8 protein-coding genes are annotated in these 11,886 nt (G+C 62.4%); 6 read left to right on the forward strand and 2 right to left on the reverse strand.

Annotated features, from left to right (window positions below; translation table 11 throughout):
- Positions 1-95: 95 nt before the first annotated feature.
- The 3 genes from ACF8R3_RS18320 to ACF8R3_RS18330 all read left to right on the forward strand — a co-directional run bounded on the left by ACF8R3_RS18320 (position 96) and on the right by ACF8R3_RS18330 (position 4,632).
- Positions 96-3,245: a transglycosylase domain-containing protein gene (locus tag ACF8R3_RS18320; RefSeq protein WP_196185209.1), complete on the forward strand. Its 3,150-nt coding sequence runs from the start codon at positions 96-98 to the stop codon at positions 3,243-3,245.
- A gap of 96 nt (positions 3,246-3,341) precedes the next feature.
- Entirely contained in the window at positions 3,342-3,878 is a 537-nt protein-coding gene (locus tag ACF8R3_RS18325) for a PadR family transcriptional regulator (RefSeq protein ID WP_078478089.1), read from the forward strand.
- Positions 3,871-4,632 carry a siderophore-interacting protein gene (locus ACF8R3_RS18330; protein WP_078478088.1) on the forward strand — a complete coding sequence of 254 codons (762 nt, stop codon included), beginning with the start codon at positions 3,871-3,873 and terminating at the stop codon, positions 4,630-4,632. Before ACF8R3_RS18325 ends, ACF8R3_RS18330 begins: the two co-directional genes overlap by 8 nt.
- A gap of 98 nt (positions 4,633-4,730) precedes the next feature.
- Here ACF8R3_RS18330 and ACF8R3_RS18335 read toward each other — a convergent pair whose 3' ends face one another.
- Positions 4,731-5,354, reverse strand: coding sequence for a Pr6Pr family membrane protein (locus tag ACF8R3_RS18335; protein ID WP_392515987.1), 624 nt, complete (start codon positions 5,352-5,354; stop codon positions 4,731-4,733).
- Position 5,355: 1 nt separating this feature from the next.
- On the reverse strand, positions 5,356-5,577 hold the full coding sequence (locus tag ACF8R3_RS18340; RefSeq protein WP_027915371.1) for a VF530 family DNA-binding protein: 222 nt from the start codon (positions 5,575-5,577) through the stop codon (positions 5,356-5,358).
- A 160-nt stretch (positions 5,578-5,737) separates the two neighbouring features.
- Here ACF8R3_RS18340 and ACF8R3_RS18345 point away from each other — a divergent pair, with 160 nt between their 5' ends.
- The 3 genes from ACF8R3_RS18345 (at position 5,738) to ACF8R3_RS18355 (ending at position 11,790) form a co-directional block, all read left to right on the forward strand.
- Positions 5,738-7,777 carry a TonB-dependent receptor gene (locus ACF8R3_RS18345; RefSeq protein WP_078478087.1) on the forward strand — a complete coding sequence of 680 codons (2,040 nt, stop codon included), beginning with the start codon at positions 5,738-5,740 and terminating at the stop codon, positions 7,775-7,777.
- A 239-nt stretch (positions 7,778-8,016) separates the two neighbouring features.
- Entirely contained in the window at positions 8,017-9,351 is a 1,335-nt protein-coding gene (locus ACF8R3_RS18350; RefSeq protein ID WP_058639308.1) for a carbohydrate porin, read from the forward strand.
- Between the two features lie 27 nt (positions 9,352-9,378).
- On the forward strand, positions 9,379-11,790 hold the full coding sequence (locus ACF8R3_RS18355; RefSeq protein ID WP_392515988.1) for a glucose/quinate/shikimate family membrane-bound PQQ-dependent dehydrogenase: 2,412 nt from the start codon (positions 9,379-9,381) through the stop codon (positions 11,788-11,790).
- Positions 11,791-11,886 lie beyond the last annotated feature (96 nt).

Genomic DNA, 11,886 nt, shown 5'->3' on the forward strand with positions numbered 1-11,886 from the left:
CTTTATTGCGCAGTTTCCACAAAATTTTCACATACCCGGCGCAACGTCTAAGCTCCAGGCAAGCAAGATGAAAATACCTGGTTGGATAGACGATTATGGGCGCACTGTGGCAAACGGAACCAAACACCAAGCAAGCCCCCGCACAAACGCCTGCCGAGACGCCAGAACCCAAGTCCCCTCGTCAGCGCCGGCTATGGTGGCGCCTGATCATCCTGATTCTGCTGGTGGCAGCTGGCACGGTCGGCTTCGCGGCCTATGAAGAATTCCGCACCTCCGAGCTGCAATCGCGCGAGTTCAGCAAGCTGGCAAGCACCTTGACTTACTCGCTGCAGCCCGGCCCCAGCGATTCGATCGTGTACCCAGGCGAAGGGCCGTTCGACAAGCGCCTGGGCTACAGCTCGCTCGGCGAGTTCCTGCCTCGCCTGCTCAAGCGCGATTACCTGATCAGCCAACAAGTGCGGTTCTCGCCGGCGCTGGTCAACTACGTCGATCATGGGCTGTTCGCGCCCTACATCGAAAAGGTCCAGGCAGGCCTGGCGATCACCGATTGCCGGGGCGACATGCTGTACCAGTATCAGTATCCCCAGTACCTGTACCCGGACTTCGCCTCGATTCCCTCGGTGGTGGTCAACAGCTTGCTGTTCATCGAGAACCGCGACCTGCTCGATACCCGTGATCCGCGCAACAACCCGGCGGTGGACTGGCCCCGTTTCGCCAAGGCGGCCTACAGCCAGATCGCGCGCTACCTGGCCCTGCCTGGCCAATCTGCCGGTGGCAGTACCCTGGCTACCCAGCTGGAGAAGTATCGCCATTCACCTGACGGGTTGACCGTGTCGGGCGCCGAGAAGATCAGGCAGATGATTTCTGCCAGCGTGCGCGCCTACCAGGGCGGGCCGGACACCACCGAGGCGCGCCAGCGCATCGTGCGTGACTACCTCAACAGCGTGCCGCTGTCCGCCGTGCCGGGTCATGGAGAGGTGCACGGTATGGCCGAAGGCCTGCGCGTGTGGTACGGGGCAGACTTCGAGCAAGTCAACAAAGCGCTCAATGACACCGCCACGGACGCACAGAGCTTGGCGGCCCGTGGCCTTGCGCTGCGTCAGGTGCTGTCGTTGATGATCGCCCAGCGCCGGCCCTCGCACTACCTCTCCAAAGGGCGACTCGAACTCGCCGAGCTGACCGACGCCCATGTCCGGGTGCTGGCCGCGAACCAGATCATCCCTCAGGCGCTGGCCGATGCCGCATTGGCCAGCAAGGCTGTCTACCGTGACTGGGTCGCGCAACCGACCATCGTGCCGATCGTCACCAACAAGGGCATCAGCCTGGCCCGCAACCGTCTTTCGGCCATGCTCAACCGCCCGCTGTACGACCTCGATCGCCTGGACCTTTCTGCCACCAGCACCTTGCAGGCTGACCTGCAGCTGCAAGTCAGCGAGTACCTCAAGCATCTGGCCGACCCGGCCTTTGCCGCGCAGATCGGCCTGATCGGCGAACGTCTGCTGACCGCCAAAACCACCGACCAGGTCAGCTACAGTTTCACCCTGTTCGAACGCACGGCCGATGGCTCACGCGTGCGGGTACAGACGGACAGCACTGACCAACCCTTCGACATCAACGAAGGCAGCAAGCTGGAACTGGGGTCCACCGCCAAGCTTCGGGTGCTGACCACTTACCTGGAAATCGTCGCCGAGCTGCATGACAAGTACGCCGGCAAGCCTGTGGCCGAGTTGAAGAACGTCGAGGTCGCCGACCTGGATGTCATCAGCCGCTGGTCACTGGGCTGGCTGATGCAAAACAGCAAAAACCAGAGCCTGGATGCCATGCTCGATGCCGCCCTTGAGCGCAAGTACTCGGCCAGTACCGGAGAATCGTTCTTCACCGGGGGCGGTATGCACGTGTTCAACAACTTCCGCAAGGAAGACAACGGCCGCAACCCTACCCTCAAGGACGCCCTGCGCGAATCGATCAACCTGCCGTTCATCCGCCTGATGCGCGACGTGGTGCGCTACGTCACCTATCAGCAGCCACTGAACGCGGTGCCGCTGCTCAAGGATGATGCTGACCCGCGCCGACAGGAGTACCTGGCAAAGTTCGCCGACAAGGAAGGGACAAGCTACCTGATGCGTTTCTGGCGCAAGTACCAGCGCAAGACCTCGCAGCAGCGCCTGGACACCTTCCTCGACAGCATGCGCGTGACACCCCAACGTCTGGCGGCCGTGCACCGCTACCTGTTCCCCGAGGCCGGTCAGGCCACGTTTAACGCCTTCGTACGGGCCCATAGCAAAGACAGCAAGCTCGCACAAAGCAAACTGACCGACGATCGCCTGGTACAGATGTACGATGCCTACGGCCCGGGGCGTTACAACCTGCCTGACCAGGGCTTCATCGCCAAGGTCCACCCGCTGGACCTGTGGCTGCTGGGTTACTTGCTCAAGCATCCGGCATCGACCTTGAGCGAAATGATCAACGCCAGCCGCTTCGAGCGCCAGGAGGTCTACAGCTGGCTGTTCAAGAGCCGTCACCAGGGCGCACGGGACAGCCGTATCCGAACCATGGTGGAAATCGAGGCGTTTCTCGACATTCACCAGCGCTGGAAGCGGGTCGGCTATCCCTTCGATCACCTGGTCCCGTCGCTGGCGACTGCTATTGGCAGTTCCGGTGACCGGCCTGCCGCGCTTTCCGAACTGGTGGGCATCATCCAGAACGACGGTGTACGGCTGCCGACACTGCGCATCGATACCCTGCACTTTGCAGCGGATACGCCCTACGAAACCAAACTGATCAGCGACCCGGACCGTGGTGTGCGGATACTGCCGGTCGAAGTGGCGCGAGCCCTCAAGGGCGCCATGTCGCAAGTGGTGGACGCGGGTACCGCGCGGCGCATCTCCGGCAGCTTCATGCTCAAGGACGGCACGCCTCTGGTCATGGGCGGCAAGACCGGAACGGGCGACAACCGCATCGAAAGCTTTGGCGCCGGGGGCCGCCTGATAGGCTCACGGTCGCTGAACCGCACCGCGACGTTCGTGTTCTTCCTGGGCGACAACCACTTCGGCACCTTGACCGCCTTCGTGCCTGGGCGCTCGGCGGAGGCCTTCAAGTTCACGTCTGCATTACCGGTGCAGGTGCTCAAGGGCATGGCGCCGATCCTCATGCCGTACTTGCAGCCTGGCAACCCTAACGAATGCATCCCCCCACAGCGGTCAAACGCCGTCGCGGGTTCACCTGAGGATATATCGAACGGGTAGATAAGAATCATCAGCATTTGTGGCTTGCCGAAGAGACATCTTGAGATATATCTTGAGATATATCTTGAGATATATCTTAAACAGGCACTTTCCAGCATGCGCGATTCTGAGTACTTCGAACGCAAACCCGGCCGCGGCGAACGCGGCCCTCGGGTGTTCGCCCCGGGCGATCTGAAACTACTGCTGCTCTCACTGTTGGGCGAACAGCCAGGACACGGTTACGACCTGATCAGGCAAATCGAAAAGCGCTTCGAAGGCAGCTATACGCCAAGCCCAGGTGTGATCTATCCCACGCTCAACTTTCTGGAGGAGGCCGAACTCATCCAGGGCCAACCTCAAGGCAGCAAGCGGCTGTACACCATTACCGACACGGGTCGCAGCGCCTTGACCGAGCAGGCCGTGGCACTGGACGGGTTACGCGTGCGTATCGAAGTCAGCAAGCATGCCCTGCGGGGCCACGACCGCCCTGCTGAGATTCACGAGGCCGTGGGCAATCTGCGCCACGCCTTGCACATGCACCATGGCCGCTGGACACCCGAGGAAATCGAGCGAGTCCGCGACCTGCTCAACGTGACCGCCAAGGCCATCGCTGGCGGCCCCCATGCCCCTGACCAGGAGAGCGTCGATGAGTGAAGCCATTCACCGCGTCAACCACGAGATTCGCCAGCGCCGCCTGAACGTGCTGCGCGTGACCGACCTGACCCCGCGAATGCGGCGCGTGACATTGGGCGGCGCTGAGCTGCAGGGCTTCATCAGCCTAGGCACGGATGACCATATCAAGCTGCTGTTTGCCGAGACTGCCGAGCAGCAGCAAGCCATTGATGCCCGGGCACTGGGTCGGGAAGGTGGCGAGCGGCCCATCATGCGCGAATACACCCCCCGGCGCATCGACTTGCAGGCCAACGAACTGGACATCGACTTCGTGCTGCACGGCGATGGCCCTGCTTCGACCTGGGCGGCGCAAGCGGCACCGGGGCAAACCCTGGATATCGCCGGGCCGCGCGCCTCGATGGTGGTCCCGGACATTTTCGATGCCTACCTGCTGATCGGCGATGAAACCGCCTTGCCCGCCATCGGCCGCCGTCTTGAAGCCCTGCCTGCGGGGCGACGGGTGGTGGCCGTCATCCAGGTTCACGATGAGCAGGAGCGTCAGCCCTTGCCGAGCCAGGCGCAGGTGGACGTGATCTGGTCGGTACGGGGGCGGGACGACCTGGTGGCCACGGTCGAGGCTTTGCCATTACCCGAAGGGGCCTTGTACGCCTGGGTGGCGCTGGAAAAGAGCCTGACGCGTGAGGTCAAGACGCTGCTGATCAGCAAAGGCGTAGCTCAAGACGCCCTCAAAGCCGCCGCCTACTGGCGCGCGGAAGGTTCAGCGAGCGATGACTGAAAGGGGCCGGGCCGGCCGGTCCGGCGCCTCGGCAATGTTCGTTGCGAAGCTCAAACCCCAGGGCAGCCTGAGAAGCTTGAATGACGGCATGCCCTTGCTCACCCCGCCCGCCACCTGTCCAGAATGAGCAGCACCCCGGCGATTGCCCAAAACCCTGCCAGCACACCCAGCGCATTGATCATCACCTGGCCGAACCCCAAGGTGGCGACGTCGATGAAAGGATAGGCGTAGACGCCAATCTCACTGCCGCGCCACAACGCATAGGCGAAATAGACGGCAGGATAGAACGCCCATAACCCAAGGTGGTGCAGCCGTAACCGCCCCGCGGGCACCTCGAACCACCAATACAAGACGTAAAGCGCTGGCATGACGTCATGCAACAGCTCGTCTGCCAACCATTGCCAACCCTCCGGCTGCCACAGATGGCGCAACAACAGGCTATACGCCAACGCCACCAGCACGATGCTCGCCGCCACTGCCGAGCTGACCACAGGAGACAGGAAAAAGCGCTTGCTCGCCCCTTCCCGGCCAAATGCGGCGTAGCTCAGGACAGTGGCCACCAGCGTATTGGTCAGCACCGTGAAGTAGCCGAACACGTTGATCAGCCCACCTATCAGACTCGCCTGCTCCTGCCATCGCCCCCACAACACCAGGTACACCTGCACGCTCAGGCCCAGCCAGCCCAGCATGGCCAGGGTGCTCAACCACGGGTGACGCCGCATGTCAGGCCTGGCGCTGCAGCTTGATGTACAGCTGCTCGACCTTCTCGCGGGCCCATGGGGTCTTGCGCAGAAAGGTAAGGCTCGACTTGACCGTCGGGTTGCTCTTGAAGCAGCGCACATCAATGCGCTCGGCCAGCCCCTGCCATTGATAGTGGGCGACCAGCTCGGTGAGGATCTGCTCGAGGGTCTTGCCGTGCAACGCGTTGTGTTGGGCAGTGCTCATGCCAAGGCTCCGGTACAAAGATGCGCACCTTACACCAGTGCAGGCATCGTCGCGCACCCTGCGCTGGACAAATAAGGCTGGCGGCGTGGGACACGGCTGTGCTGAAATAGAGATGTTATATTGTAACAATTAACATCTCTGCCAAGGATCGCTACAGCTCATGGTGCACTCACCGCTTCGCCTGTCTCCGCTTGCACTCGCACTTTGCATGGTCACCTCCTACAGTCAGGGGGTTGAACTTTCGCCCCAAGTCATCACTGCCAACCCGCTAGGCAGCGCCCAGTTGGCCAGCCCCAGCACGGTGCTGGAAGGCACCGACCTGCTGCAACAACAGCACAGCAGCCTGGGGGAAACCCTGAACCGACAGCCAGGTGTGGCCTCCACTTGGTTCGGGCCAGGGGCCAGCCGCCCGATCATCCGAGGCCTGGACGGGGATCGCATTCGCCTGCTGCGCAATGGCGTAGGCGCGCTGGATGCCTCGTCGTTGTCCTACGACCACGCCGTGCCCCTTGACCCCGTCACCGTCGAACGCATCGAGATCGTCCGGGGCCCCGCTGCCCTGCTGTATGGTGGCAATGCCATTGGTGGCGTGGTGAACACGTTCGACAACCGCATTCCTGATACCCCTATCGACGGCATCCAGGGAGCCGGCGAGTTGCGCTACGGTGGCGCCGACACCACACGCAGCAGTGCCGGCAAGCTGGAGGCCGGCAACGGCGCCTTCGCTTTGCACGTGGATGCCAATGCCCGTCAGTACAATGACTTGCGCATCCCAGGCTTTGCTCGCAGCGCTCAGGTACGCGATGCCGACACCCCAGGCAGCAAGCATCGCCTGGAAAACAGCGACGGTCGCCAGGACGGCGGCGCGCTGGGCGGTGCCTATCACTGGGACCACGGTTATGCTGGCCTGTCCTACAGCCGTTATGACAGTAACTACGGTTCGGTGGCCGAGCCCGGCGTTCGGCTGGACATGGAGCAGGACCACTATGCTTTCGCCTCGCAGTTTCGCGACCTGGACGGCCCGTTCAGCTCGGTGAAGCTCGATGCCGGGTATACCGATTACCAGCACCGTGAAATCGAAGAAGGCGAAGTCCACACCACGTTCAAGAACAAAGGCTACGAGGCCCGTGTCGAGGCCCGCCACCAACCCCTGGGTCCCGTCGAAGGCGTGCTGGGCGCGCAAGTCAGCCGCAACGAATTCTCAGCCCTGGGCGAAGAAGCGTTCGTGCCGCATACCGATACCGACACCTTTGCACTGTTCTTGCTGGAGCAATGGCACGCCACTGATCGGTTGGACTTGAGCCTCGGGGCTCGGATGGAACACACCCGCGTCGACCCGGACGGCAAGGGTAACGCGCAGTTTGCAGAAGCCGACAGCGCCAGTAGCTTCAATGCCTTTAGCCTGTCGTCGGGCGCCGTGTATCAACTTGACTCGATCTGGTCGCTCGCCGCCAACCTGGGCTACACCGAGCGGGCGCCCACCTTTTATGAGCTCTATGCCAACGGCGCGCATGTGGCCACCGGTGCCTATGAAGTGGGCGATGCCAGCCTGAGCAAGGAAAAAGCGTTCTCGGGGGACTTGGCACTGCGCTTTGACAACGGCACGCACAAAGGCAGCGTGGGCGTTTTCTACAGCCATTTTCGCAACTATATCGGCCTGATCGGCACCGGCAACCTGCGCGAAGGTCACGATCATGAGCATGAAGGCGAAGACCATGATCATGACCATGACGGCATTCCCGAATACCAGTACCAAGGTGTTCGAGCCCGCTTCTACGGCATCGAAGCGCAAGACCGGTGGCAGTTGGCGCAGAACCGCTATGGCAGCTTTGCGCTTGAGCTGTCGGGTGACTATACCCGTGCCAAGAACCTCGATTCCGGCGAGCCCCTGCCACGAATCGCACCGTTGCGCTTGAACAGCGGGCTGGTGTGGGAGCTTGACCGCTGGCAGGCGCGGGTGGACGTTGAGCACGCCGCCGCTCAACACCGCAAGCCGGCCAATGAAACCCGCACCGATGGCTATACCACCCTGGGCGCCAGCGTGGGGTATCGCTTCGACGTGGGCCACAGCCAGTGGCTGGCATTCGTGCGTGGCGAGAACCTGACGGATCAGACGGTGCGTTATGCCAGCTCGATCCTGCGCGATATCGCACCTGCGCCGGGACGAAGCGTGGAAGTCGGCCTGCGCACCACCTTCTGAGGTAGCCCGCTCGCCATGATGGGACGCATGGGGCGTCATCCGCCCCATTCAGCCGCACTGTTACTCAAGGGGTAACAATGCACTGCGACATTTTGTCTTTTTTTCCCGCGCTTTACCCTATATCCTCCCCGCCGCAAGCTGAATCGCTTCACCCAACCCCCTTTTTCGTCAACCCATTGCCAGGGCTGCCTGTCGATGCGCTTGCCGTTTTTCCAACAACCAGAAGATAGCGCTACCTCATGCTTCAACTGCCAAAATCCTGCTACCTCGGCCTCGCCCTGGCGACCCTGGCCAACGCAGCCCATGCCAACGAGCCATTTGCCAGTGACTCTCCCTGGATGTTTGGTGACTGGGCCGGGCACCGTACCGCCTTGCTTGACCAGGGTTACGACTTCACCTTGGGCTACACAGGCGAAATGGGTAGCAACCTGCGCGGTGGCTACGACCACGACCGCACTGCCCGCTACAGTGATCAGTTCACCTTCGGCAGCCACATGGACCTGGAAAAGATCTTCGGCTGGCACGACGCCGAATTCCAGCTCACGGTCACCGAGCGCCACGGCCAGAACATCAGCAACGACCGCATCAATGACCCCCGCGTGGGTGGCTTCACCTCGGCGCAGGAGGTATGGGGCCGCGGCCAGACTTGGCGCCTGACGCAGCTATGGGTCAAGCAGAACTATTTCGACGGCGCGCTGGACGTCAAGTTTGGCCGCTTTGGCGAAGGCGAAGACTTCAATAGCTTCCCCTGCGACTTCCAGAACCTGGCCTTCTGTGGCTCTCAGGTGGGCAACTGGGTAGGCGGCATCTGGTACAACTGGCCCGTCAGCCAGTGGGCCTTGCGCGTGCGTTACAACCTCAGCGACAGCCTCTTCGCCCAGGTTGGCGTATTCGAGCAGAACCCGTCCAACCTGGATTCGGGCAACGGCTTCAAACTCAGCGGCAGTGGCACCCAGGGCGCCGTCATGCCAATCGAACTGGTGTGGAGCCCGCGCATCAAAGGCATGAAGGGGGAATATCGCGCCGGGTACTACTACAGTAATGCCAAGGCAAGCGATGTACTCAAGGATAACGACGGGCAGGCGGCAGCGATCAGCGGTGCCGCCTACCGCAGCAGCTCAAGCAAGCACGGCGTGTGGCTGGGCGCCCAGCAGCAGGTGACTGCGCTGGCATCGGACGGCTCGCGTGGTTTGAGCGTATTCGCCAACGCCACGATGCATGACAAGAAAACCAATGCCATCGACAACTATGTGCAGGCTGGACTGGTATTCAAAGGGCCGTTCGACAGGCGGGCCAAGGACGACATCGGCCTTGCAATCGCCCGTGTGCATGTCAACCCGGCCTATCGCAAGAATGCTCGGCTGGCCAACAAGGCCGCTGGGCTTTACGACTATGACAACCCAGGCTTCTTACCCGTACAGGACACCGAATACAGCGCTGAGCTGTATTACGGCATCCATCTTGCCGACTGGCTCACGGTGCGACCTAACCTGCAATACATCCGCCACCCCGGAGGCGTGTCGCAGGTCGACAACGCCCTGGTCGGCGGCTTGAAGATTCAAAGCACTTTCTAAAAACACATACCAAACGGAGAACATGCGATGAGCACTGAAGGTGCCAAAACGGGAAGCCGCTGGCTCCCCCGCCTGATCGGCGTCCTGCTGTTGTTGATGGGGCTGGCACTGCTGGCCGGCGGCATCAAGTTGAGTCAGGTGGGCGGGTCGCTGTATTACCTGATCGCCGGCATCGGCTTTGCCGTGTCTGGCGCCCTGCTGCTGGCCCAGCGCCGTATCGGCCTGGGTGTCTACGCCGTCGTATTGTTGGGCAGTACGGTCTGGGCACTGCTCGAAGTGGGCCTGGACTGGTGGCAACTGGTGCCGCGTCTGGCCCTCTGGTTCGCCATCGGCGTGGTGCTGTTGCTGCCCTGGTCGCGCCGCCCGTTGATCGGGCCAGCCAGCAAAGCCAACACGGCGCTGCTCACCGTTGCCGTGGTGGCTTCGGGTGCCTGCGCCGTCGCCAGTCAGTTCACCCACCCCGGTGAGGTGTATGGCGAACTGGGTCGCGACACCAGCGAAATGGCCAGCACCGCCCCGGCCATGCCCGACGGCGAGTGGCATGCCTACGGCCGCACCGAGCACGGCGACCGTTACTCACCGCTGCGCCAGATCACCGCGCAAAACGCCCATCGCCTTGAAGAGGCCTGGCGTATCCGCACCGGCGATTTGCCCAGTGACAACGACCCGGTGGAACTGACCAACGAAAACACGCCGCTCAAGGCCAACGGCATGCTCTATGCCTGCACCGCGCACAGCCGCGTGCTGGCCTTGGATCCGGATACCGGTGCTGAAATCTGGCGCTACGACCCGCAGATCAAAAGCCCGGTAGGCACCTTCAAGGGTTTCGCCCACATGACTTGCCGTGGCGTTTCGTACTATGACGAAAACCGCTACGTAAGCCTTGACGGTAGCGCTGCGCCTACTATCAGCGAGGCTGGCAAGGCCGTGGCTCAGGCCTGCCCGCGCCGTCTTTATCTGCCAACTGCCGACGCACGCCTGATCGCCATCAATGCCGACAACGGCAAGGTCTGCGAAGGCTTTGCCAACCAGGGCAGCGTCGACCTGACCACCGGCCTTGGGCCATTCACGCCAGGTGGCTACTACTCCACGTCGCCTGTGGCCATCACTCGCGATCTGGTGATCATTGGCGGTCACGTGACCGACAACGAATCGACCAGCGAGCCGTCCGGCGTGATCCGCGCCTACGACGTACACGACGGCCGCCTGGTGTGGAACTGGGACAGCAACAACCCCGACGACACCGCACCACTGGCACCGGGCAAGATGTACAGCCGCAACTCGGCCAACATGTGGTCGATTGCCAGCGTCGACGAAGACCTGGGCATGATCTACCTGCCACTGGGCAACCAGACGCCGGACCAATGGGGTGCTGACCGTACGCCAGGCGCCGAGAAATACAGCGCCGGCGTGGTCGCACTGGACCTGGCGACCGGCAAGGCACGCTGGAACTACCAGTTCACCCACCATGACCTGTGGGACATGGACGTGGGCAGCCAGCCTACCCTGGTATCGCTGAAGACCGACGATGGCGTCAAGCCAGCGGTCATCGTGCCGACCAAGCAGGGCAGCCTGTACGTGCTGGACCGTCGTGACGGTACGCCGATCGTGCCGATCCGTGAAATCCCGACGCCACAAGGCGCGGTCAAGGGCGATCACACCTCGCCAACTCAGGCCCGTTCGGACCTCAATCTGCTCGGCCCTGAGCTGACCGAACAGGCCATGTGGGGCGCCACGCCGTTCGACCAGATGCTGTGCCGCATCCAGTTCCGCGAACTGCGCTACGAAGGCCAGTACACCCCGCCGTCCGAGCAGGGCTCGCTGATCTACCCAGGCAACGTAGGTGTGTTCAACTGGGGCAGTGTCTCGGTCGACCCGGTGCGCCAACTGCTGTTCACATCGCCCAACTACATGGCGTTCGTCTCCAAGATGATCCCCCGTGAGCAGGTTGCTGACGGTAGCAAGCGTGAGAGCGAGACCAGCGGCGTGCAACCGAACACCGGCGCACCTTATGCCGTGACCATGCACCCGTTCATGTCGCCGCTGGGCGTGCCGTGCCAGGCGCCTGCCTGGGGCTATGTAGCGGCCATCGACCTGTTCACCAACAAGGTGGTCTGGAAGCACAAGAACGGCACCACCCGCGACAGCACGCCGGTGCCGATCGGCCTGCCGGTTGGCGTACCCAGCATGGGCGGCTCGATCGTCACCGCCGGCGGCGTAGGCTTCCTGAGCGGTACGCTGGACCAGTACCTGCGCGCCTATGACGTCAACAACGGCAAGGAATTGTGGAAAGCCCGCCTGCCAGCAGGCGGCCAGGCCACTCCAATGACCTACACCGGCAAGGACGGCAAGCAGTACGTGCTGATCGTGGCCGGCGGTCACGGCTCGCTGGGCACCAAGATGGGCGACTACATCATCGCCTACAAACTCGCCGAGTAACCGGCACGGTGTCACAAAAAGCGGAGCCTGACGGGCTCCGCTTTTTCATGCGCGCGCGCCACTGCCCGGCAGCGGCTTGAAACCCTTCCTGCCTTG

The organism is Pseudomonas sp. FYR_7, assembly GCF_043106155.1.
Lineage (GTDB): Bacteria > Pseudomonadota > Gammaproteobacteria > Pseudomonadales > Pseudomonadaceae > Aquipseudomonas > Aquipseudomonas parafulva_B.

Coding starts and splice junctions, on each gene's coding strand:
- ACF8R3_RS18350 (WP_058639308.1), top strand. CDS start 8,017: ATGCTTCAACTGCCAAAATCCTGCTACCTCGGCCTCGCCCTGGCGACC.
- ACF8R3_RS18325 (WP_078478089.1), top strand. CDS start 3,342: ATGCGCGATTCTGAGTACTTCGAACGCAAACCCGGCCGCGGCGAACGC.
- ACF8R3_RS18320 (WP_196185209.1), top strand. CDS start 96: ATGGGCGCACTGTGGCAAACGGAACCAAACACCAAGCAAGCCCCCGCA.
- ACF8R3_RS18340 (WP_027915371.1), bottom strand. CDS start 5,577: ATGAGCACTGCCCAACACAACGCGTTGCACGGCAAGACCCTCGAGCAG.
- ACF8R3_RS18355 (WP_392515988.1), top strand. CDS start 9,379: ATGAGCACTGAAGGTGCCAAAACGGGAAGCCGCTGGCTCCCCCGCCTG.
- ACF8R3_RS18345 (WP_078478087.1), top strand. CDS start 5,738: ATGGTGCACTCACCGCTTCGCCTGTCTCCGCTTGCACTCGCACTTTGC.
- ACF8R3_RS18335 (WP_392515987.1), bottom strand. CDS start 5,354: ATGCGGCGTCACCCGTGGTTGAGCACCCTGGCCATGCTGGGCTGGCTG.
- ACF8R3_RS18330 (WP_078478088.1), top strand. CDS start 3,871: ATGAGTGAAGCCATTCACCGCGTCAACCACGAGATTCGCCAGCGCCGC.